This window comes from Pseudomonas citri (genome assembly GCF_025336485.1).
GTDB classification, from domain to species: Bacteria; Pseudomonadota; Gammaproteobacteria; order Pseudomonadales; family Pseudomonadaceae; genus Aquipseudomonas; species Aquipseudomonas citri.
This window is the reverse complement of the sequence record NZ_JAODAB010000010.1, coordinates 27,240-46,237: the sequence shown is the minus strand read 5'-3', so window position 1 is coordinate 46,237 and position 18,998 is coordinate 27,240. Positions and strand designations below refer to the sequence as shown.

16 protein-coding genes, 1 tRNA gene and 1 pseudogene are annotated in these 18,998 nt (G+C 55.5%); 14 read left to right on the top strand and 4 right to left on the bottom strand.

Going from position 1 to position 18,998, the window contains the following annotated elements; translation table 11 throughout:
• The first annotated feature begins 64 nt into the window (after nucleotides 1–64).
• The 3 genes from N4Q37_RS13550 (at nucleotide 65) to N4Q37_RS13540 (ending at nucleotide 5,438) form a co-directional block, all read left to right on the top strand.
• Nucleotides 65–2,488 carry an autotransporter family protein gene (locus N4Q37_RS13550; protein ID WP_260958508.1) on the top strand — a complete coding sequence of 808 codons (2,424 nt, stop codon included), beginning with the start codon at nucleotides 65–67 and terminating at the stop codon, nucleotides 2,486–2,488.
• 276 nt (nucleotides 2,489–2,764) lie between these two features.
• On the top strand, nucleotides 2,765–3,679 hold the full coding sequence (locus N4Q37_RS13545) for an autotransporter domain-containing protein (protein ID WP_260958507.1): 915 nt from the start codon (nucleotides 2,765–2,767) through the stop codon (nucleotides 3,677–3,679).
• 133 nt (nucleotides 3,680–3,812) lie between these two features.
• Nucleotides 3,813–5,438 carry an NADP-dependent glyceraldehyde-3-phosphate dehydrogenase gene (locus N4Q37_RS13540; RefSeq protein ID WP_260958506.1) on the top strand — a complete coding sequence of 542 codons (1,626 nt, stop codon included), beginning with the start codon at nucleotides 3,813–3,815 and terminating at the stop codon, nucleotides 5,436–5,438.
• Here N4Q37_RS13540 and N4Q37_RS13535 read toward each other — a convergent pair.
• A complete protein-coding gene (locus N4Q37_RS13535) occupies nucleotides 5,426–6,337 on the bottom strand; it encodes a DMT family transporter (protein ID WP_260958505.1) in 912 nt (303 codons plus the stop codon). The genes N4Q37_RS13540 and N4Q37_RS13535 overlap by 13 nt on opposite strands.
• A gap of 133 nt (nucleotides 6,338–6,470) precedes the next feature.
• Between N4Q37_RS13535 and N4Q37_RS13530 the strand changes: the two genes are divergently transcribed.
• Nucleotides 6,471–6,908: an Lrp/AsnC family transcriptional regulator gene (locus tag N4Q37_RS13530; RefSeq protein WP_260958504.1), complete on the top strand. Its 438-nt coding sequence runs from the start codon at nucleotides 6,471–6,473 to the stop codon at nucleotides 6,906–6,908.
• Nucleotides 6,909–7,015: 107 nt separating this feature from the next.
• Here N4Q37_RS13530 and N4Q37_RS13525 read toward each other — a convergent pair whose 3' ends face one another.
• Nucleotides 7,016–7,687: a Bax inhibitor-1/YccA family protein gene (locus N4Q37_RS13525; RefSeq protein ID WP_260958503.1), complete on the bottom strand. Its 672-nt coding sequence runs from the start codon at nucleotides 7,685–7,687 to the stop codon at nucleotides 7,016–7,018.
• Between the two features lie 255 nt (nucleotides 7,688–7,942).
• On the opposite strand from N4Q37_RS13525, the gene N4Q37_RS13520 reads away from it, so the two are divergent.
• The 5 genes from N4Q37_RS13520 (at nucleotide 7,943) to N4Q37_RS13495 (ending at nucleotide 14,052) form a co-directional block, all read left to right on the top strand.
• A tRNA-Ser gene (locus tag N4Q37_RS13520) sits at nucleotides 7,943–8,033 on the top strand.
• Between the two features lie 857 nt (nucleotides 8,034–8,890).
• The gene (locus tag N4Q37_RS13515; protein WP_260958502.1) at nucleotides 8,891–10,378 is read left to right on the top strand and encodes an ATP-binding protein; all 1,488 of its coding nucleotides are present in this window, start codon (nucleotides 8,891–8,893) and stop codon (nucleotides 10,376–10,378) included.
• A gap of 1 nt (nucleotide 10,379) precedes the next feature.
• The gene (locus N4Q37_RS13510) at nucleotides 10,380–11,309 is read left to right on the top strand and encodes an HNH endonuclease (RefSeq protein WP_260958501.1); all 930 of its coding nucleotides are present in this window, start codon (nucleotides 10,380–10,382) and stop codon (nucleotides 11,307–11,309) included.
• 934 nt (nucleotides 11,310–12,243) lie between these two features.
• On the top strand, nucleotides 12,244–12,723 hold the full coding sequence (locus N4Q37_RS13500; protein ID WP_260958500.1) for a hypothetical protein: 480 nt from the start codon (nucleotides 12,244–12,246) through the stop codon (nucleotides 12,721–12,723).
• A gap of 921 nt (nucleotides 12,724–13,644) precedes the next feature.
• Nucleotides 13,645–14,052 carry a hypothetical protein gene (locus N4Q37_RS13495; RefSeq protein WP_260958499.1) on the top strand — a complete coding sequence of 136 codons (408 nt, stop codon included), beginning with the start codon at nucleotides 13,645–13,647 and terminating at the stop codon, nucleotides 14,050–14,052.
• Nucleotides 14,053–14,150: 98 nt separating this feature from the next.
• On the opposite strand, the pseudogene N4Q37_RS13490 reads toward N4Q37_RS13495, so the two are convergent.
• Nucleotides 14,151–14,327 (bottom strand): annotated as a pseudogene (locus N4Q37_RS13490) (transposase domain-containing protein); the annotation flags it as partial.
• Between the two features lie 83 nt (nucleotides 14,328–14,410).
• On the opposite strand from N4Q37_RS13490, the gene N4Q37_RS13485 reads away from it, so the two are divergent.
• The 5 genes from N4Q37_RS13485 to N4Q37_RS13465 all read left to right on the top strand — a co-directional run bounded on the left by N4Q37_RS13485 (nucleotide 14,411) and on the right by N4Q37_RS13465 (nucleotide 18,427).
• Entirely contained in the window at nucleotides 14,411–15,103 is a 693-nt protein-coding gene (locus N4Q37_RS13485; RefSeq protein ID WP_260958498.1) for a hypothetical protein, read from the top strand.
• Between the two features lie 201 nt (nucleotides 15,104–15,304).
• Nucleotides 15,305–16,444: a radical SAM protein gene (locus N4Q37_RS13480; RefSeq protein ID WP_260958497.1), complete on the top strand. Its 1,140-nt coding sequence runs from the start codon at nucleotides 15,305–15,307 to the stop codon at nucleotides 16,442–16,444.
• Entirely contained in the window at nucleotides 16,441–17,055 is a 615-nt protein-coding gene (locus N4Q37_RS13475; protein WP_260958496.1) for a 3'-5' exonuclease, read from the top strand. Before N4Q37_RS13480 ends, N4Q37_RS13475 begins: the two co-directional genes overlap by 4 nt.
• Nucleotides 17,052–17,633: an ATP-binding protein gene (locus N4Q37_RS13470; protein WP_260958495.1), complete on the top strand. Its 582-nt coding sequence runs from the start codon at nucleotides 17,052–17,054 to the stop codon at nucleotides 17,631–17,633. The genes N4Q37_RS13475 and N4Q37_RS13470 overlap by 4 nt, the downstream gene beginning before the upstream one ends.
• Nucleotides 17,630–18,427 (top strand): aldo/keto reductase, encoded by a 798-nt coding sequence (locus N4Q37_RS13465; RefSeq protein ID WP_260958494.1) that lies wholly within the window; start codon nucleotides 17,630–17,632, stop codon nucleotides 18,425–18,427. The genes N4Q37_RS13470 and N4Q37_RS13465 overlap by 4 nt, the downstream gene beginning before the upstream one ends.
• Here N4Q37_RS13465 and N4Q37_RS13460 read toward each other — a convergent pair.
• A complete protein-coding gene (locus N4Q37_RS13460) occupies nucleotides 18,424–18,975 on the bottom strand; it encodes a 3'-5' exonuclease (RefSeq protein ID WP_260958493.1) in 552 nt (183 codons plus the stop codon). The two genes, N4Q37_RS13465 and N4Q37_RS13460, sit on opposite strands and share 4 nt — an antisense overlap.
• Between the last annotated feature and the right edge of the window lie 23 nt (nucleotides 18,976–18,998).

Below are 18,998 nucleotides of genomic sequence, written 5' to 3'. Positions count from 1 at the left end.
CCTTTTGTAGTGCAACCGATGCTGGAGCAGGCATTCCAGGGATGCCGTGGCAGAGGGATAGCACATGAGCTTGCGCGATCGTGGGTACATTCGGCTGTTCAACCTTCTATGGCTATCGGCACCGCTGCTGCTACCGGCGCCGGACGCCATGGCTGCCTGTACGCTGACACCAACGGCAGGCGACGATGTCTATGTCTGCGACAGCGGCACCAGCCCCGGGCTCACCGATCTTTCGGGCAACAACAGCCTGACGCTGCCCGCCAACGGCAGTGGCATCATCACCGGCAATGTCAGCTTCGGTGCCGGGATCGATCGCATCGAGATCAACGCCAACGGCGTGATCGACGGTGACGTCGAGCAAGGTTCGGAGGCAGATGCGTTCGTCATGAATGGCGGCAGGATCCTTTCCTTGTCCCAAGGTGACGGCATCGATTCATTCCTGATGACCGGCGGCACCATCGTCGACGCATTCGAAGATGGCGACATCGCGAAAATGACCGGTGGCACCATTGGCCGGGTCAACATGAAACTCGATGACAACGTCTTCGACATGTCGGGCGGGAACATCATCGGCAACCTGGTGACCGGGTTCGGCCAGGACACCATCATCCTCTCGGGAGGGCGCATCGGTGGCAACGTCAGTGTTAGCGATGGCAACGATAGCATCAGCGTCAGCGGCGGTGAAATCATCGGCGAGGTCCGGGCCAGCCTGGGCGATGATCGGTTCGAGTGGAGCGGCGGCCTGATCCATTCGGCGATCCTGATGGGCGACGGCAGTGATACCGCCCTGTTGAGCAACCTCACGCCAACGCAACTCAGTCCTAACCCCAGTCTCGACGGTGGCCTGGGCCAGGACGTCCTGACATTCGCCGGCAGCACCTCCGACACCGGCGCCCGCTACATCAATTGGGAAACGGTCAACCTCACCCAAGGTTCGCGCCTGGATCTCGCGGATGCACTGGTGTTGGGTGACAGCGCGTCCGCCACGGGCGTGCTCAACATTGACGCCAGCAGCGTGTTGACATCGAGCCAGGGCAGCGTTGCAGCGTTTGCTGCTGGTCAACGGGTCACCCTCAACAACGCCGGGGCCATTGACCTGACCACGGGTAACAGCCGCACCAGCGACACCCTCACGATCCAAGGCAACTACGTCGGCAACAACGGTCAACTGCGCCTGCAGAGCGCGCTCGGTGCGGACGACGCGCCCAGCGACAAGCTGGTGGTCAATGGCGGGACACTTACCGGCACCACCGCCATCGTAGTCACCAACCAAGGCGGCGCGGGCGCGTTGACCACCCGCGACGGCATCGAGTTGGTCCAGGCCCAGGGCGGAGCCGTCAGTGACAGCAGTGCCTTTTCCCTGGCGCAATCGGTTTCGGCCGGTGCCTTTGACTACCGTCTGTTCAAGGGTGGCGTCAGCGGCAACGAAAACAATTGGTATCTACGCTCGACGGTCGTCGCCGGCCCCGTCGCGGCCCCCAGCCCGACATTGCCTCCGCTGCCGACGCCGATACCGGGCGCTGCGCCTATCCCGCTGTATCGTCCGGAAGTGCCTACCTGGTCGGTCCTGCCACCGGTAGCAGCGCAACTGACCCTGATGGCCCTGGGGACGTTCCATGACCGCCAGGGCGACCAGCGCCTGCTCAGCGAAACCGGTGCATTCGGCGCGGGTTGGGGTCGGGCCTATGGCAAGGATCTGGATCAGTCCTGGGCCGGCACGGTCAGCCCCCGATTCGACGGGTCCATCAAGGGTTTCCAGGTCGGTAACGATCTGTACGGCTCGCTGCTGTCCGGCGGCCAGACCCAGCGCGTCGGCTTTTTTGTCGGCCATACCGAGCTGAACGGTCATGTCGATGGTTTCAACCTGGGTTTCGAAGGGCGCCGCGCCGGCAAGGTTGGGCTCGACGGCGACAGCTATGGCCTGTACTGGACGCTCGTCGACCCTACCGGAGGCTACGTCGATGCGGTGGTGATGGGCACGCGCCTGGATGGCGACAACCGCTCCGAGCGCGGGCTCAAGATCGACAATCGCGGCCACGCCCTGACACTCTCGGCAGAGGCTGGCTATCCGTTCGCCGTCGCCACTGACTGGGTTCTCGAACCTCAGGTCCAGATCATCCACCAGAAGATTTCCCTGGACACCCAGGATGATGGCATCTCCAAGGTCGAGTTCGATTCCGACGGTGCCTGGACCGGACGTCTCGGCGCTCGCCTGAAGGGGCGCTATCAGGTCAGCGGTACGCCGGTGGAACCGTATCTGCGCGCCAACCTCTGGCACACCTTTTCCGGCACCGACACCGTGACCTTCGACGACACCGAACGGGTCGAAACGCAGCAGCGCGCCTCCACCGCCGACCTGGGGGTCGGTGTCATCGTCAGCCTGGCGCCCACCGTCAGCGTGTACGCCAGCGCCGACTACAGCAACAACCTCGACAGCACCCAACAACGCAGCGTGGCAGGAAATCTTGGTGTGAGGATCAGCTGGTAGTCCTCGACAAACAACTGACGCCAGCAAAAACGCCGTAAATCAGTCATTTATATCGTCAGATAACGAGCCTCCATTCATCGGACATTTTCTTGACGCAACGCCATCAGTCTTCTTGACTACACCGTACTACCCCCGGAAATACAGTCAGGGGCAGGCCTCTGGAACCCGCCACGGCGGGCCGCCCGAGGCTTGCCTCAATCCATTCGGTCGCCCCTCATTCGGGGTAGGAGAGGACGCCCTAAGCGAGAAATAGATGCGATTGCAAGGCAGACCCCCATGAAAGCTCCCGTTCGTCCACACGTCTTCACTACCACCCTTCATACAGCGTCGACCACCGTATTGTTGTGCGCCTCGATCCAGGCTCAGGCCTGGCCTACCGAGGACCCTTTGCAGCCCTGGTTTGGCCGGGTACAACCTGGCGGCCAGAACGCCTTGGTCACCGACCCGCTCACCACTTCAGACAAAAGCCCGGCGCTGTTCGTCCAGCAAAACGCCAACGGCCACACCCAGCGCATGGGCCTGATCAGCGGACAGAACCAGATCATCGGCACCACCGGGGGGATGCTGGTAACGCCTGTCATGGGCCGGTCGGACAGAGACGTCCTCAATTTGCAAGGTAGCAACCTGGGCGCCTATTGGAGCCTGACCGGACCGGCCGGCTGGCATGTCGACCTCAATGCCAGCGGTGGCCGGGTCAACGGCTACAGCCGCAACCCGCAAGGAGAGCGCCAGCCCTTGGAAGGCAACGCCGTGACCCTGTCGGTCGAAGGAGGTTTTCCCATAGGCGTCAGTGACAACTGGGTGATCGAACCCCAGGCGCAACTGATCAATCAGCGCATCACCCTCGACACGACCAATACCGAAAATCGCTCCGCCAATGAGCTGAGCACCTGGAGCGGACGCGTCGGCGCACGACTCAAAGGGGCCTACAATGTCAACGGCCTGGGCGTCGAGCCGTATGTGCGCACTAACCTGTGGCACACAGTGCAGAGTGGCGAGACCCTGGCCCTGGACAAGGTCGACAAGATCAGCAGCAGCCGTAAATCCTCGACCGTTGAACTCGGCCTGGGCCTGGTGGCGCGCGTCACCCCGGTGGTCAGCCTGTACGTCAGCGCCGACTACAGCAGCGACGTCGATGACAACGATCTGAACGGCCTCATTACCAGCCTGGGGGTACGGATGCGCTGGTAAGCATCGCCAGCTGTCTACTTGAGCACAGGGATATCTTGAGTAGACAGCAAGGCGCCTTTTGGGGGTATAACCCTGGAGACGATCGATTCTTGCCCCCTCAGCCCATGGCTCATTTCATTGATGGAGTAACGACATGACCACAGCCCCCCTCCTCGCCAAGCTATTTCCCACCGCCACCGATATCCCGGACGCCTACCGCCTCGATGGGCAGGTGGAACAGCGTGAGTACCTCGTCGACGGTGTCCTGCACGCCTGGCAAGGACCGTTGGCCGTGGTACGCAGCCCGGTCTACGTGACCGGCGAGCATGGCGATGAACAAGTCATCCTCGGCAGCACACCGCTGCTGGATGCCAAGACCGCCCTCACTGCCTTGGACGCCGCCGTCCGAGCCTACGACCGTGGCCAGGGCCAGTGGCCAACGATGCGCGTGGCCGAACGCATCGGCCATGTGGAAACCTTCCTGGCGCGCATGCGTGAACAACGCGAGGCGGTGGTTAAATTGCTGATGTGGGAAATCGGCAAGAACCTCAAGGATTCCCAGAAGGAGTTCGACCGCACCTGCGACTACATCGTCGACACCGTCAACGCCCTCAAGGAACTGGACCGGCGCTCCAGCCGCTTTGAGTTGGAGCAAGACACTCTCGGACAGATCCGTCGCGTGCCCCTGGGCGTGGCTTTGTGCATGGGCCCCTACAACTATCCGCTGAACGAAACCTTCACCACCTTGATCCCCGCCTTGATCATGGGCAATACCGTGGTGTTCAAGCCGGCAAAGCTTGGCGTACTGCTGGTTCGGCCATTGCTGGAAGCCTTCCGTGACAGTTTCCCGGCGGGCGTGATCAACGTGATCTACGGCAGCGGACGGGAAACCGTCAGTGCGTTGATGGCCAGCGGGAAAATTGACATCTTCGCCTTCATTGGCACCAACAAGGCCGCCAGCGATCTGAAAAAACTGCACCCACGCCCCCATCGCTTGCGGGCAGCCCTGGGGTTGGATGCGAAGAATCCGGGGCTGGTGCTGCCCGAAGTGGACCTGGACAACGCCGTCAGTGAAGCGCTGACCGGCTCGCTGTCGTTCAACGGCCAACGCTGCACGGCGCTGAAGATCCTGTTCGTCCACGAGGACGTCGCGCCGATGTTCATCGAGAAATTCAACGCCAAGCTCGCCGCCCTCAAACCCGGCATGCCCTGGGAAGAAGGCGTGGCGCTGACGCCGCTGCCCGAGACGGGCAAGGTCGACTACCTGCATTCCCTGGTGGCCGACGCGGTGGCCAAGGGCGCCCGGATCACCAATCCTCACGGCGGCGAATCCCGGAGTTCGTTCTTCTATCCGGCCGTGCTCTATCCAGTGAACCCGTCGATGCGGATTTATCACGAAGAACAGTTCGGCCCGGTCGTGCCCATCGTGCCGTACCACGACCTCGAGAGCGTGATCGATTACGTACTCGAATCCGATTTCGGCCAGCAACTGAGCATTTTCGGCACCAATCCGGCACAAGTGGGCCGGTTGGTGGATACCTTCGCCAACCAGGTCGGGCGCATCAACCTCAATGCTCAATGCCAGCGCGGTCCGGACACCTTCCCGTTCAATGGCCGGAAAAACTCCGCCGAGGGCACGCTGTCGGTACACGATGCCTTGCGCACCTTTTCAATCCGCACCCTGGTGACGACCAAATTCCAGGAAAACAACAAGGCGCTGATCAGCGACATCATTCGCGACCGGGACTCGAACTTCCTCACGACCGACTACATCTTCTGATCCGTCACCGCCGGGCTGGACCGTCGCCACTTCAGGGTCCAGCCTTGCTGCATGCCGGCGGCCGCCAGCAAGATCGCCGCCACGCCCAGCCATTGCAAGGCTTCGAGGCGATGACCGAAGGCGAACCAGTCGACGAAGATCGCCGCGATGGGATAAATGAATGACAGCGCGCCAGTCAACGCCGTCGGCAGTCGTTGAATGGCGCTGTACAGCAACACGTACATCACACCCGTGTGCACCATGCCGAGGGTTACCAGGCTGGCCCAGGCGGCTGCCTGCTGCGGCAACGCCGAGAAGTTCGCCCAAGGGGCCAGCAGCAACACGCCGGTGCTCACCTGGATCAAGGCGATCAGGTGCGGTGGTGTCCCCGTCAGGCGCTTGATGATCAATGCCGCGATGGCGTACAGCAGCGCGGCGCCAAGCGCCAAGGCGATGCCCGCCAGATAGTCTTCGCCACCCTGCCCTTGCTCGCCGTGGGCGCTGACGATCGCCAGCATCCCGAGGAATGAAATCGCCAACCAGAACAGCTTTTGCCCGGTGATCCGTTCGCCCAGGAACAACGCCGCCAACCCCACCAGCATGAACGGCTGGACGTTGTACACCGCCGTACCGATGGCAATCGAAGCACGGGAATAAGAGGCGAACAGCAACACCCAGTTGCCGACGATCGCCACACCGCTGAGCACCGCCAGCATAAACGTGGTGCGCGTGAGGATGCCCGGACGCAAGAATCCGAAGCCTGCGCAGATCAGCAGCAAAGTCGCGGCGCCAAACACGCAACGCCAGAACACCACATCCAACACCGGTTGGCCGGACACCAGCACGAACCAACCTATGGTGCCGGAGATCAGCATGGCGGCCGTCATTTCCAGCGAACCGCGGCGTAAAGTCTTGTCCATCGTCAGGCTCCTTTAGCAAGTGAGCACAGTATGGGCAATCGCGGAGCCGCTTCTCCATGGCTCGAAAAAGGCTAAACTGCCTTTCTACCTTTTTTATCAAGGCAACTTTCAGTATTCGCCTAACGGAGTGAAAATGACCGACGACATCGACCAGATCCTCATCAGCGCCCTGATGGAAGACTCCCGGCGTTCGCTCAAGGCCTTGGCGAATTTGAGCGGCTTGTCGTCCCCCAGCGTCGCCGAACGCCTTCGCCGACTGGAGGAGCGCGGCGTGCTCAGGGGCTACACCGTTGAAGTCGACCCCAAAAGCTTCGGTTACCAGCTCCAGGCCATTGTGCGCATTCGCCCGTTGCCAGGGCAGTTGCAGGAAGTGGAGCGACAGATCCAGGCCATTGCCGAGTTTACCGAGTGCGACAAGGTGACCGGCGAAGATTGCTTCATCGCACGGCTGCATGTGCGTTCGATGGAACAGCTGGACATCTTGCTGGACAAGCTCAATGTCCTTGCGGAAACCAACACCGCCATCGTCAAGAAGACCCCGGTCAAGCGACGCCTGCCGCCGATGGCGTAGAAACGAAGCCCAAAAAAAGCGGCGCCTTCCATTTCTGGAAAGGCGCCGCTTTTTCTCAAGTAAACAGCGTTACGCCGAAGCGCACTGTTCACTCGCCAAGCATGCAATCAGTCGTCACGCCCCATCAGGCCGAACAGTTGAAGCAAGCTGACGAACAGGTTGTAGATCGACACATACAGGCTGATAGTCGCCATGATGTAGTTGCGTTCGCCGCCATGGATGATGGCGCTGGTCTGGTAAAGGATGCAGACCGACGAAAACAGTACGAAGCCAGCGCTGATCGCCAGTTGCAGGCCCGTGATCTGGAAGAAGAAGCTCGCCACCACGGCCCCCAGCAACACGAAGAAACCGGCGGTGATGAAACCGCTCAGGAAGCTCATGTCCTTACGGGAGATCAGCACGTAGGCCGACAGGCCGCCAAATACCAATGCCGTCATGGCGAAGGCCGAGCTGACGATTTCCGCACCGCTTTGCATTTGCAGGTAGCGGTTGAGAATCGGGCCGAGCAGGAACCCCATGAAGCCTGTCAGGGCGAAAGCGGAAATCAGACCCCAGCCGGAATCGCGGAGTTTGTTGGTCAGGAAGAACAGACCGTAGAAACCGATCAGCACCACGAAGACGTTGGGATACCCCACACGCATCTGTTGTGCAACGTAGGCCATCACACCGCTGAAAGCGAGGGTGAGTGCCAGCAAGCCATAAGTGTTGCGCAGGACGCGGCTAACCTCTAGCTGCTCGGCCTGCACGCGGTTGTTCACTGCGTAATCCTGTTCGCGCATGGCGACCTCCATCGTTTTTGAAACATTCAGTGGCAAGGATAATATCAGACGCTCTGTAACAAGCTACGTTGAGAGTTTGACAGTGTGTTTCATTCGGGTATTATGGCGCCCGCAACGCAATACGGAGGTGTGGCCGAGTGGTTTAAGGCAACGGTCTTGAAAACCGTCGACTGTAACAGGTCCATGAGTTCTTATCTTAGGTACTCCCCAGCTGCATACTTAGTAGCGTTGTCCTCTCCTTGCAACACCCCTTTCGGAAGGTTGGCTGAGTGGTTTAAAGCACTGGTCTTGAAAACCAGCGTGCGCTAATACCGCACCCAGGGTTCGAATCCCTGGCCTTCCGCCACAAACCCTTATAAATCAAGGACTTAGAGAAATTTTAGTCCTTTTTTTATGCCTGTAATTCCTTTTAAAGCCGAATCCTTCAGGCGCTTTCATCAGTAACAAGCATCCACCTGAATAGAATGCATCTGAGCTGAATGCACACTACTGCACTCTAGTGCATGCTTTGTGAATCGAAAGAAGCCAACTGCACACTTGAAGCACGTTACTGCCCCCCCCAAAAAGCAGCTGGAAGATCGAGCTCGGTGCCGGACGCCAAGCTGCGACGGTTGCCGAGATCGAGCACTAAACAACATCGTCTTGTCCGCCCTTGCGCGGCAACATCACTAGACCGCTGGAGCTCGAAGCCGCCCGCTTTGGTAGGCTGAGCAGATATTCTTTCGGACTAGCCATTCATGTCGATCAGTGTTGTCGCGCAGCACTTGCGAGAAACCAAGCGATTCATAACTTTCACTGGCGCCGGCGTGTGCGTCGAGAGTCGTAACGTGCAGCGCCCTACACACGGCTGGGCGCGCGAGCGCTTGAACAAGGGCGCTAACGAACTCTAACTGGTAGTGCGTGAAGGACGCGCCGACGGCGTTTACACATTCGCACTGATACGGGCTCTCACAACTGCCGCCTTAGTTAACATTGACAAACTACTTTAATAAGTACTAGCTCGACCCAAACAGCCAAAATATGGCAAACTAACTATCAACTAGCTCATACATTACTCCAACATCTCGAAACGAACCAGAATGCACTATTTTCAACCCGCGCACTGTAGGCAAAATGCTTTAGCTGAGATATGCTCGACAACCTGCAGTAGTACAACTTGAAAAGCTTTTATCAAATTGAAGTCAAACCATTAAGGAAACCCAGTTGATTACGTCCTTCCAAAATGACGGGATTAATATACCTTTATCGAAATCCCCCTCCATTGGGCCGGATAATCGATCTCTATTTGCCGCTGACACGATGACTCTCTTAGTCGGCCCAAATGGCAGCGGCAAAACGCGTGCGATGATGGGTTTGATTTCCGCGCTAGCCCGTAGGGGATCACCCGACACCCCCGCATCTATCACTTGGAATAACGAAGAAGGCTTTGACTCTACTTGCGCAGTTTATTATACCTCCGCGCCATACCACTTGCCTGGCCCCAAAAAAGGAAACCAATACAGGCTTATCAAAACGAGCCTCTCAAACACGGATAAACCCCTGACGCCTGAACACAAGGATATCATTGACCAACTAAAGTCAACCTTCGGACTTGAAGCCAGAAAAAACCTCACGCTATCCCAAATACACGAGCTCGAGATCAGCCATCTACTTTCACAGCTCGGCAGGTCACATAATGCGATAACCGACACATGGCCAGCACCATTCATTCAAAGGGACAACGAACTTAACACGCGAATTACACACCCTGACGGTTCTTTTGACTGGGAGAGTTTCAAAACCGTCTCCCGGCGGCGGTCGGAAATCCACAGCGATTTCGCTAAAGAGTTAAGATCCAGGATCGGTTCGGAGTTCGCATTAAAGATTAGAGCTTACGCACATGCCCGTTCGGGACGCTCCCCACGCTCCACTGCCCAAATGCAAATACTTGAAGCTCTCGGATTCTCATTGTCCCGCAAGGTTACTAAAACACCCACCGTCCCTAGAAAGAAGTATGATGAAGCCCTTAACAAGCTCCGGAGAACTGCTGCGATTCTCAATGATGAGCAGTTGAAGAGGAATGTTTACCACATCGATGAGCAGCAGCATGAGCAGTTAAAAACCCTAGACTTAGGCAAACTTGGTCAATTGAGCCTGACTGAGTTGAGCTCAGGCGCAGCAGCGTTGATACATCAATTTTCGAGCATTGAAATGGCCTGCACCAGCCTTCTTGATGAAGGGCCGTACACTAACCTAGTGTTAATGATAGATGAAGGAGATGCGTTCCTACATCTGGCATGGCAGCAACGCTACGTAGATTACCTTGACAAAACAGCAGCACTATTAAGACAGAAATTTAAAACCGTCCAAATCATAGTTGCCACTCATTCACCGGTGCTAATGTCCGACTTCCCACAAGAGTCCACTTTTATACTGGATGGCCGTAGCTGGTTCGAAGATCTCATCGAAGAGAATACCCCCCGTAGGCCGAACGAGTCTTTCGGCGCACCATTGGATGCAGTGGTACGGGAGGTCGGGCAAACCGGTACGATGGGAACATTTGCAGCAAGGATTATCAAATCAGTAGTGGACGATATTTCGAGCGGAACTCCAATTTCACCTGAGAGAATAGAGATGATCGGCGACCCGATAATTCGCAGGCAGATCAATAAAAAACTTATCGAACGAGGCTTGTTGGAGCGCAAGATATAACATGCAGATCAACATCGCAGACATCTGGTCAAAATCCGTAGAGGATACACATAAGGCTTTTTTAAAAAGCATCATGGATAAAGAGCTGATATACCGAAACCCCTTAATGGCCAGGCTACTTATCTGCCATGGGGATAGTTTAGCAATCTCACGCCCGGCAAAGCTCAGGATAATTATTGAGGACATGGAATTCCACAAAAACAAGACCAGTGAGGCACTGCAAAAGGAATTCAATGACGCTTGCGAGAAGTTATTTGACTACGGTAGATTTGCGACAAAAAGCAATAGAGATTGGAGCGCTTACAAGCTGTGTATGTCTTCATCCTATCGGATGTGCCCTTATTGCCAGCAGAGCTTAGCCGTAACAATTTACAAAGATCACAAAAGCAGCTCATTGCGCCCTACTCTGGATCATTTTTATCCCAAGAGTGAATATCCATACCTCGCCCTGTCGCTTTACAACTTGATCCCAAGCTGCCATACCTGTAATAGCTCACTCAAAGGCACGGAAAATTTTTACACTAACGAGCATCTTCATCCCTATGAAGACAATGAAACAATCTCCTACGATTTCGACATTCAATCTTACATTGATCATCGTGAGCTAGCACTAACCTCCCCAGCACCTCAAATCACTATTAACAAGCCGTCGAGTTCCCACCCACTTTACGCCAAAGCAAAAAGATCAATTGAGACTTTTTTGGCGGAGGAGCGGCTAGCCATTTCAGAACAAGAAATAATTCGATTCATCGAAGCATTGTTGAGCTACAGCCAGGGCCGACTGGACGAAGTGAATCGGGCAGTTTTTTCAAGCTCAAACTGGTCGCTCACTCCAGAAACAGCACTAAATTTCTCTCGAGCCGACTATAAAAACGAATGGCTAGGCGCAATCAAACGAGACCTTTACGACATAAGTTGGCAGAACACATGAGAACCATGATTCTCCGGTGGCTCACCTTATCTGATTTGCATCAGTATTACTGAAAGCCCGTCAAAATTCTGCTTGGGCATGAAAATCACGCGACTTGGACACAAATACAGGCACTACCACATGCCAGATCTGACCGGCCTCGTCCATGGCGGATCCGATTGCTTGTTAAGCAGTCAGTGAAGAGTGTCGCGCGATCCGATGACCCGCCGCTGGAACTCCGACACGACCTGAAAGAGGCTCTCAGCATCTAGCCGAAGACGCTCAATCTCAGCCTCGGAAACTTTTGCGGCCCGGGCGTCGTGTTAACGCTTCATCGTGACCAATGCTTGGGTCATGAGCGATTTGCCGGACTCCAGGATGATGATGAAGACATGCTTGTTCATATGCGTGGTTCCTCCTTGCTTCCAGCCTGAGATACCCATCGCCCCCAGCAACCCAAGTGAGGCTGATCGCCCAGGTCGCGTAGCCGCTTTATGCATTCTGTGTGACATCCTTAGATGGTCCCGGCGCAAGGCCCACTGCAGGCTAGCGGTCAGTACTGGATTTGCACCAAAAAAGATTGTTCGGGGTGGCGAGCCATGTGTCCTATGAGTGGTGGCTACATGGTGTACCGAACGGCCGTTAAAAAATTGGGGCTGTTCACACTATCGCAAAAACAGTGCGAACACCTGTGGATACATGAAGGCAGATATCGCTCAGCCGACACGATCACGGTAACGACTGAACTACCCCCGGCACGACAGACATTCCCAGCCTACGCTCAGCCAAACTTTTGATGGCCAGCTCAACTTCTGCACACTCGACGCACGTGTTTGCCTTGGCTGGATTGGCGCCGGCTAGAATCTGATTAGCCATAAATTTTACGGAACCTGGTTGCCCTCCTCGATCACATCGGCTCTAGTACACCCCCTACCTTTTGACCCCAAAGCCGCACATGACCCATTCCCCGATCACCCTCACTCCCGGCCAACCTGCCCGCCCATGGCCGCGCCCCAACCGCCCTCTGCCTTTTGCTGAATACTACGACTACGAGGACTATCCGCCTGACGGCTGGGAGCTCACGGACGTCGAATTCGTTTGGTGGACATTAGCGTCTCGGATAAGCAAGAAGGAGCTTCGGGTGAGGTTGGCAAAGGTGGTCAAGGAGAAGTACTTTCAGCCCCACGATTGTTTTAGGTATATCCCCATAGCGGACAGCAAAGGTCGTGGGCGCTACCCTCGTGGAGTCATGCTGATTCTGAAACAGATCCTGACGCCTTACCGTGGGATGTTCGTGCACAAGGAATACAATGCACTTCGCATTCAGTTAACGATATGGCACACGCTCACCCTAGCAGTATTGGATTGGTGTCCTGCAGAGTGGCTACCGGAGCATTTGGTGGCTGGGAAACTCGAAATGGATTTGGGTTTGTGACCGGGCGATTCAAAGCCCCATTCGCAGCTAAATCCTCTTGATGCCTGTCAACCTAGATGATGCTTGCCCCCGAAATATTGTTACGCTCCACTGCATTGGGCGTGTGTTTTGGCAAATGAGATTCAGCCGTCGGCTTGCCCCATTTGGGCGTCGTCGCCCACCCTGTTGAGCGCGTAACCCTCAGCGCCAACGTAACTCTACCTAGGCCTTTTGTAGGACTTTTGGATTCATCCGCCTTGAGTCATCAAGCCGTGACCGAAAAAACTTTCATACCCGTGATACAGGTCCTGCAGCCCCCTACAGGTTCCCGTTCAGGCTGATCAACTCTATCTGAGTCCCCCGCCAAGGATTGAAGCGAATGCATTGCAGACGAGCCCATGGGAATAGGAACATAGGGCCAATTACCCTACTAAAGCAGTAAAATTTTTGCTGCTTATGTCAACCCGACTCCACACGACTCGAATCCATCAACGGCCTCTGCTATTGAATGTTCGCCTTGATAGCTTCGACGTCCAGCAAACGCCCTCTAGCAAAGGCGGTGAATAATCCATAAAAGAATCCTTGAATGGCTTACTGAAGCCGATCAACGATTCCAAATACGTCATCCGAACCACCAGGCGATGAGCGCAAACACTTTTAAGAATCAGATATCCAATTGTAAACACAAAACGTGATTATCAATACTTGCACTGTAAAAATTTTAACTTACAAGAAAATATCAACTCGCTCAAGCCCTCCCAATATTAAGGATAGTGTCGGACAACATTTGGTAGATTCACGCTTAGTTAAAAAAATAACGACATAGCGCTACAGCGCAAAATTTTTAGTTGCCAAATTGGCAATGATATTTCACTTGAAAATAGAAAATTTATAGTGGATCATTATCCTAGCCGAATTTAAAAATAAGTAGAGGGAAAAGCCATGTCCTATTGCATCAATGTAAGCCATCTTGAAAAAGAAATTGTAGTTACTGTGAAAATTTTTGGTACCAGTGAGGAATTCAAGTCTGTCCGGATCTCCCAATTCCAATGTATCGGCTGGCTCTTGGGTATCTTTGACGAAGCTCAACGTCTAATTGCCCGATCTGATGGGCTTCTAAACCCCGGATATGACCAAGAGGCGCTGGAGCGTGTAGCTAAGCTCTCACCTGATGAAGCCACCCGATTGCTCACACTGACCACTCTCAACGACCGCTTTGAATACGTATGGGATATCATCGGTGAAAGAGAACGTGAAATGGCGAGAGACATGGATTTTCGTTACTTCGACAATTTCTGGCCAGGTTTCGATGCCTACAGCCTCATCTGGAATCCCAACCCCTCTCTCTAACCTGGTCAGGAGCTACCGTTGCCGGAAACTACATCCAGTCCACTTACCTCTTAAAAAATGGAAAGCATGCGGAGTCCACGGCCGAACGAGCTGTTTCATTATTGTCGGCAGCAAAAGGTCGGCGGTGTTCCTAGACGCCGCAGATCGCTGCCTATCTTCCGGGTCGGTAGACTATTCAGCGTGTCTTTAATATAAGCATATGAGTCGTGGCCGTTGAGTCTTGCCAACTGGATCAAGCTCATGATCACACCAGCACGTTTGCCACCGCATAGTGATCTTGGAGACAACTAGTTCTAGCGTCCAAGTGCCCATGGACTGATTGTAGTCACTCAAGGGCTATTTCAACTGACGAGCTGCGTTGCGCAATGACCTGGAACATATCCATGGCGATGACAACCGCGCTCTGGACGCAACGCTTGACGTGATGAGCTGGGGCGGTGTGTGTGCCGGCAACGCAAGCTGGCTGAAGGCGAATAAGCAAGGACTGGCAGGTCTGCTGGAAGCCGTACAGACCGCGATGGACGCCGGCGATGAGCTTTCGCCAGTTTTGCGTTCGAAGCATCTGCGCTTCAACTCTGGAATGACCAAGGTCTACTCGCTGCTCTGCAAGAATTTCGTCATCTATGACAGCTGCGTTGCCGCAGCACTCGGCTGGCTGATTGTGAAGTACTGTCAATCCCAAGGTCTCTATAACGTCCCGCACGCACTGTGCTTCCCCTGGGCTGCAGCCAAAGAGGCGCCCAACGCAGCCGCCCCGAAACGGCGAAACCCCGGTGACGGCAATCTCCAATTCAAAGGGCTTCGCTCGGGCACTCATCATGCGCTCTGGAATCTGCGTGCGAACTGGGTGTTGAGCACCGTGTTGGCGCACCCAGCCGCGAAAGGAAGTCCCTTCCACTCGGTCGACTCCCCCCACGATCCACTGCGCGCCCTGGAAGCTTCGCTATTCATGATCGGCTATGACATCGGCCTTCAGCGAGTAACTGTGGCCGCCAGACAACAGGAAGCTCTTCTCTCGTTCGATGGGCGAGGGGCATCACTGACTCATTGAGGTGAACGATTGATGCAGCAGAAAACCCTTCAGTTTGAAAAGAGATCTGCTCGCAGGTCATTGCGCGCATTGATGGCAAATTGATAGCCTAGCAACTTGCCAACCTTGTAGTAGCTGCCTATTGACGGCTTACGCTACAGGATGGATTGGTATAAATCGAAGGGATGTCCGCGACTCAATCGAGCCACGAGGATCGCGTCAATGGATAAAAACGTCACCATCATCGACGCCACGCAGCTGTCACAGGTTAACCCAAGCCTAAGAGACCCCGTCGAGTACCGAAAAAGCGGCCTCAGCCTCAACCATATCGTCGGCTGCCCTTTGGATTGCAGCTACTGCGTGCGGCACCTGTTCGGGAATTTCGACCAACGTAAGCCTCAAGCATTGATGACCGATGAGCAGGCATTTGAGCAGTTCATCTCGCATCGCTACTTCCAGCCTCACATCACACCGATTCAGTTGTTTAACCGGGCAACTGATCCGATGCTTCCGGAGGTCAAGCCCCACACTCATAACCTTTTGCGGTTGCTCGATCTGGCTGGCCTGACCAACAACGTCCTGGTCATCACACGCTGGCGAGTGACATCTGAAGATTGCAAGCGCTTTAACGCTCTGAAAAATATCAAGCTGACGATATTGGTCACCTACTCGGGTATCGACGACCCCAAGGTCGAGCCGATCAAATCGTCGATCGCAGTCAACAGCCTGCGCCTTCTGTTCAAGCATGCGCAGCGGTACCGGACGGTGCTTTACTGGCGCCCGATCGTTCCAGGACTCAATGACTCAGACCAGCACATTGCTCGGGCTGCGCAGTTGGCGAAACACGCTCACGCAACGGTCTTCAGCGGCTTGTTCTATCGTAAGGAGATTGCCCAGCATTACCAAAGCCAGGGCATTCCCGAACCCTATACCTCGACCGCAAGGCGCAAGCTTCTGCCGCTGGAGGAAGAACAACGATTGCTCAGGATTTACCAGTCGCAGGCCCCGGATACGCCCATTTTTCGCAAGACTTCTTGTGGTGTTGCCTATGCTCATCAGCAGCCCGACTACAACGGTCATTTCGGCATCACGGAACTCTGTTCGACTTGTCCGTCCGCCCAGTACTCAACGTGCAAAACCGCTTGGAAGAAACCTGATGAGACGCTTCTCAGCAACCTATGTCGGAGCCTGGGTGCCGAGGGCGAGCCGGTGATCACAGACAGATCCATCATTGTTCGCGGCCTGGATGAACAGCGGCGATACTTCATGCAGCACACGCTTGGATATCAAGTGCACGATGCCGACAAACCGCATCACTATGATCGCCATGGGCGCGCGGAAGCGCAGAGGAATATCTTATGACAGACACGGAGTTCCAATGGCCCTCCGAGCCCATCGTAATCGTCGACGTTGAAGGAAATGGCCACACTCCGCCTGATCTTGTGGAGCTCGCCATTGCCTCGTTTCCAGTCGTCGAGGGGAATGATCCTTCGAGCTGGCTCATCAAGCCGCCAAACCCAATCACCTGGCAGGCAAAACGAGTGCATGGCATCGGCAACTCGAAGGTGAAGAACTCACCTACCTGGGAAGAATTACGGGGCGATGTCGAACAACATCTGCAGGGCAAATGGTTTGTCGCGCACAACGCCTCCGTGGACTATGGGGTGATCAAACGCCATCTACCCGACTGGGCCCCCATTGGCGTGATTGACACCTTGAAGCTTGCACGCCATGTGTATCCGAATGCTCAAAGCCATAGCCTTTCGGCACTGCTGACGCTGACTGGCCTGGACAGCGAAATCTCAAGTGAGCTGCACCGCGCCGGAGAAGATGCACGGGTAACCGCCCTGCTCCTCAGCCGCTTGATCAAAGACTCGCTCATCGAGAGCTGGATTGAAGTGTGCAAAATCGCCCAGCTCAAGACTCAGACCGAGAAAGAAACACCAGCGCCAGAGCAAGGAAGCCTGTGGTGAGTTCAATCGTTATCGGGGTTGCCGGCACCCACTCAACCGGAAAATCCACGTTCTGTAGCGACCTGAAGGCCTCCCTTGAGTTGAAGGGCGTTCGCGTCGAAACCATTTCCTCCTTCGGGGCTCTCGCCGTTCAGCAAGGCATCCCACTGCTGACCCAGCATACCTACGACTCCACGATGTGGTTCATCGACCGGACGCTTGAAGCGGAGCATGCCGCCCGTACCAATGCTGAGGTTGTGCTTGTTGATCGACCCATCATCGATGCGGTGGCGTATTGGAATGCGGCAGTTGAGTATCGAGGCACCTACGCCGCTGCGCATGAGGTGGAAGCGATAGGCAGCCTGCTGCTCAACTACTGCCCCAACTACACAACCGTTCTTGCGACGAAACTCGACACCTCGGTAGCCCTTGGCCCCGGACGAGACACTGACACCCGTTTCAGGGCATCGGTTGACACCCACTTGCATGAACTTCTTGGCCGTCTTTCGATAAACCACCGAGTGCTCTCTCCAGCGGTGCGCGAAGCGCTCCTCGAAGAGCTCACCGCCGACGTATTCCACCGCATGGGGTTAGCATGACTTTAACGACGCACGGGATGCTGGCCGGCAAGAGGGTTCGTCGCCTGGGTTTTGGAACCATGCGGCTGACAGGTCCTGGCATTTGGGGGCCACCTGGCGACGAAAAGAACGCGATCCAAGTCTTGCGGACAGCAGTGGAGTCAGGCGTTCAGCACATAGATACTGCTGACGCCTACGGCCCACACGATGTCGAAACGCTGATCCGCAAAGCACTGCATCCCTATGCGGATGATTTGATCATTGCAACCAAAGGTGGATTTACCCGACAGGGACCAGGTCGATGGACACCATGCGGAGTTCCTGCCTATCTGCGCCAGTGCGTGGAACTGAGCTTGCGCCGGCTCGGCGTCGACGCAATCGATCTTTACTACCTGCACCGGGTTGATCCCAACGTACCGCTCGCCGACCAGGTCGGGGAGCTGGAGCAGCTGCGCACCGAGGGCAAGATCAAAGCACTGGGATTGTCCAAGATCACTATTGCTCAGATTGTCGAGGCAACGAAGATTGCCCCGATTGCTGCCGTCCAGAATTCTTTCAGCCTGTTGAACGCTGAATCTGATGACGTTGTGCGATGGTGTGAGAAGTACGAGATTGCTTTCGTACCCTATGCCCCGCTGGGTGCTGGCCGATGCCTTGAGCACGGAGAGCACACTGATAATGCTTGTTCGGTGACACCCCAAGGAGCGCTGCGCTGGCTGCTTGAGCACTCGCCCGCCATGTTCCCCATACCAGGCACATCAAGCGTCGAGCATCTGGCAGAGAACATGAAGGCTGATGATGAGCGGGTGGTTTAGTCGTTCATCAACTGAGCCTGAATCAGCCTAAACAGCTCGGCTTGATATACCGCATCGTGGAGGGCGTCGTGATCCCCTTTTTTACGGGGATTAACGGTCTTGGCAATCGCACTTGAGCGAGTCTGCTCCCAAGTGCTTCGCGTGGCGCCGAAATACATCGACTTGATGTCCAAGGCTGCGATGCCGAATGGGTTCTGTCCCAGGAAGTAGTGGAAGTAGTAATTCACAAACGACCAGTCGAACGAAGCGTTGAAGCCTACAAAGACTGCCCTGGTGCCCTCCGGCGCGACCTGCTCAATCCAATTCTGAAAACGCTGCATCGCTTCGCGGGGATCCAAACCTTCAGAGCGAAGCCCTTCGAGTGATAATCCAGTAACCTCCAGTGCCTCTGGCACATAACGGTCCGAGATCGGTTTCAAGTAGCAGGAGAAAGTTTGCGCTTCATCGAACATCAGGCACGCACCGATCGACAACATGCTGTACTCGCCCGGGATTGGCCCTGAGGCCTCTACATCCACGGAAATAAAAATTTCGGGTGTTGCAGTCATGAAGTCACTCCTCAGTAAACATG

Excerpts from the sequence above, each read along its gene's own strand:
- N4Q37_RS13550 (WP_260958508.1), top strand. The coding sequence starts at position 65 with ATGAGCTTGCGCGATCGTGGGTACATTCGGCTGTTCAACCTTCTATGG.
- N4Q37_RS13545 (WP_260958507.1), top strand. The coding sequence starts at position 2,765 with ATGAAAGCTCCCGTTCGTCCACACGTCTTCACTACCACCCTTCATACA.
- N4Q37_RS13540 (WP_260958506.1), top strand. The coding sequence starts at position 3,813 with ATGACCACAGCCCCCCTCCTCGCCAAGCTATTTCCCACCGCCACCGAT.
- N4Q37_RS13535 (WP_260958505.1), bottom strand. The coding sequence starts at position 6,337 with ATGGACAAGACTTTACGCCGCGGTTCGCTGGAAATGACGGCCGCCATG.
- N4Q37_RS13530 (WP_260958504.1), top strand. The coding sequence starts at position 6,471 with ATGACCGACGACATCGACCAGATCCTCATCAGCGCCCTGATGGAAGAC.
- N4Q37_RS13525 (WP_260958503.1), bottom strand. The coding sequence starts at position 7,687 with ATGCGCGAACAGGATTACGCAGTGAACAACCGCGTGCAGGCCGAGCAG.
- N4Q37_RS13510 (WP_260958501.1), top strand. The coding sequence starts at position 10,380 with ATGCAGATCAACATCGCAGACATCTGGTCAAAATCCGTAGAGGATACA.
- N4Q37_RS13500 (WP_260958500.1), top strand. The coding sequence starts at position 12,244 with ATGACCCATTCCCCGATCACCCTCACTCCCGGCCAACCTGCCCGCCCA.
- N4Q37_RS13495 (WP_260958499.1), top strand. The coding sequence starts at position 13,645 with ATGTCCTATTGCATCAATGTAAGCCATCTTGAAAAAGAAATTGTAGTT.
- N4Q37_RS13480 (WP_260958497.1), top strand. The coding sequence starts at position 15,305 with ATGGATAAAAACGTCACCATCATCGACGCCACGCAGCTGTCACAGGTT.
- N4Q37_RS13475 (WP_260958496.1), top strand. The coding sequence starts at position 16,441 with ATGACAGACACGGAGTTCCAATGGCCCTCCGAGCCCATCGTAATCGTC.
- N4Q37_RS13465 (WP_260958494.1), top strand. The coding sequence starts at position 17,630 with ATGACTTTAACGACGCACGGGATGCTGGCCGGCAAGAGGGTTCGTCGC.
- N4Q37_RS13460 (WP_260958493.1), bottom strand. The coding sequence starts at position 18,975 with ATGACTGCAACACCCGAAATTTTTATTTCCGTGGATGTAGAGGCCTCA.